General features: G+C 40.6%; 3 protein-coding genes. All 3 read right to left on the reverse strand.

The window, feature by feature from the left end; genetic code table 11:
- Positions 1 to 104 precede the first annotated feature (104 nt).
- Positions 105 to 698, reverse strand: a complete 594-nt coding sequence (locus BLT03_RS24305; protein WP_139160541.1) for a hypothetical protein — start codon at positions 696 to 698, stop codon at positions 105 to 107.
- 293 nt (positions 699 to 991) lie between these two features.
- Positions 992 to 1501 carry a hypothetical protein gene (locus BLT03_RS24310; protein ID WP_139160542.1) on the reverse strand — a complete coding sequence of 170 codons (510 nt, stop codon included), beginning with the start codon at positions 1499 to 1501 and terminating at the stop codon, positions 992 to 994.
- A gap of 4 nt (positions 1502 to 1505) precedes the next feature.
- On the reverse strand, positions 1506 to 2014 hold a 509-nt coding region (locus BLT03_RS24315), incomplete at its 5' end, for an RHS repeat-associated core domain-containing protein (RefSeq protein ID WP_217640201.1).

A 2014-nucleotide genomic window follows, 5' to 3' on the forward strand; every position in this document is an offset into this window, starting at 1 on the left:
GTACTGGAACAACCATACCTTGCAAATCCTGCGCCCATCCATCAGCAGAACTACGTGTCAGATCAAGGGCTTGCAGATTGTTCAGGGCGGACTACTTAGCCATATCAATTTAATATTTTTAAATATTCAATCTTTGGAATGCATTCGTAGGTCGAATCGACGGAAGAAGAAATAGCACGCAACCGCATGTGAGTAGGATTACCAGATTTAGCCAACCCCACGGTTGCACTATCAAAAACAGATAACATAAAAACATCCTCCTCCACCAGTTTTGCGGCCACTTCACTTTTCATTATTAAATCAAAATTTTTACCCTCTTCAATAGAAGTTTTATTTTTTTTAGTCAAATAAGCATTCTTTTTCGCAGAAATTATCAAATCAGCCATCGATCCTTTTTGTTCTTTTTTATCTGACAAATTTGCAGAGCCGATTGACATTGAAAATGCCACCCCATTTCCTTTAAAAACATCCGATTCAATGATTCCTGGCTCTGCAATCCAAGCATGCTCAGGCCTCTCTGGCGTTACTGCTCTCCTAAACCAGTGCCATTCCTTTTTAGCGGGGATTGGAAATTCTGCTGCCACATATTTTTCAGCAAAAATTGCAGCGCAAGCATTTTTGTCAATCAGTTGAGCAGGTGAGAAAATTGGAATAACTGCTACCAATAGCATGATTAAAATATTCTTAGCATTATTCATTTTCTTACGTCTCTTCTATTTTGCCGTATTTATGCACCTCTTCCATCTAATTGTCTTTGCCAGCGGTTGGTGCAGAACCTCTTTCCTGCAAATCTCTTCAAAATAAAATGGAGAATCACAAGCATACCCATCAGGAATTTCTGAAGTTTCCCAATCAGTATGGAGAGTGAAGTCGCTGGTTCGAAGGTGCTGGCCGCGGCGGCGGGGTTCCCTGCGCGGCCTCCCCGGCTCTGCCTAGGTCCATCAGCAATTGCACCGCGTCCTTGGCATTCTCCCTGTGCTGTAGCTGGAATTCAGTCGCCGTTTTTCTTCAATTCGCTCAATTTTGATTTATTTAAAAATATTAATTTTTCAATTTTCCACATCACAAGAAAGGATAAAGAAGAGAAGATCATGGGGAAAAAAAGCATTGCAATGGTAAGGAGACTACCTTTGATAAATAATTTCAAATAAAGATTAAAATTATAGTAACTTAAACCATCAAACCAACTGCGGCTAATTAAATGTATTTTTTCAATCGGAATAGTTAAAATATTTGAAAACGGATTTATCAATAAAATTGCACATCCAACTAAAAAAGCAACCCATTTAGCAAACGAATTTTTAAATCCTGTGCGGGTCAAGTAAAATGGCATCCAAATAACGCACAGCGCTACAAAAAACATTCGAAGCAAAGGCGTCAATCCATTAACCGCCCTATCAAATGCATCGCCCATCAAAGACGGACTATAAAAATGAAAAATGAGCACAACAAATAATGGCGAAAGCGGCGTTATTAATAATGCCCAAAAAATATATTTCATGATATTATTTCTTAAAAAAGTCAACACCCGGACTGGTTGCCCCGGGAGAAAGCAATGTGGCGCAATCTTTTGCCGGCGCTGAAATATAACCATAAGCCTTTGCCGCGCCAGTTATTACATCTTTATTCACCAATAATTCAAAAGCCTCTGCAACTGGACCAGCTGCAGATGTCGAAATCTCTTTCGCAGCACGAGCGGCCTTTTCAGCCTCCGGAGTTAGCTGCTCATTACCAACCCTTTCACTCATCTCCTTTTCCGCTCTACACATTAGTTTATCTTTGTCGCTTTTAATATCTCTTCCCGCTTGCACATTTTCTTTAAAATCAAGCATATCTTTGATTTTGTCGTACCAGCCTTTGGCATGTCCAATATCTGGTCCTTTAGGGCCGGACATCGGATCAAGTCCCATTGGATCGACCCAATTCATTGGATTTACGGGATAGCTTGATTTATTAATCCCGCCATTAAGCCCAATGGGGTCCTGAGTGACGTACTGCCCAATGGTCGGGTCGT

Source organism: Paracidovorax valerianellae (assembly GCF_900102625.1).
In the GTDB taxonomy this organism is placed as follows: Bacteria; Pseudomonadota; Gammaproteobacteria; order Burkholderiales; family Burkholderiaceae_C; genus Paracidovorax; species Paracidovorax valerianellae.

Bases quoted from the DNA above. Each gene is read 5' to 3' on its own strand.
- BLT03_RS24305 (WP_139160541.1), bottom strand. From the start codon at position 698: ATGAATAATGCTAAGAATATTTTAATCATGCTATTGGTAGCAGTTATT.
- BLT03_RS24310 (WP_139160542.1), bottom strand. From the start codon at position 1,501: ATGAAATATATTTTTTGGGCATTATTAATAACGCCGCTTTCGCCATTA.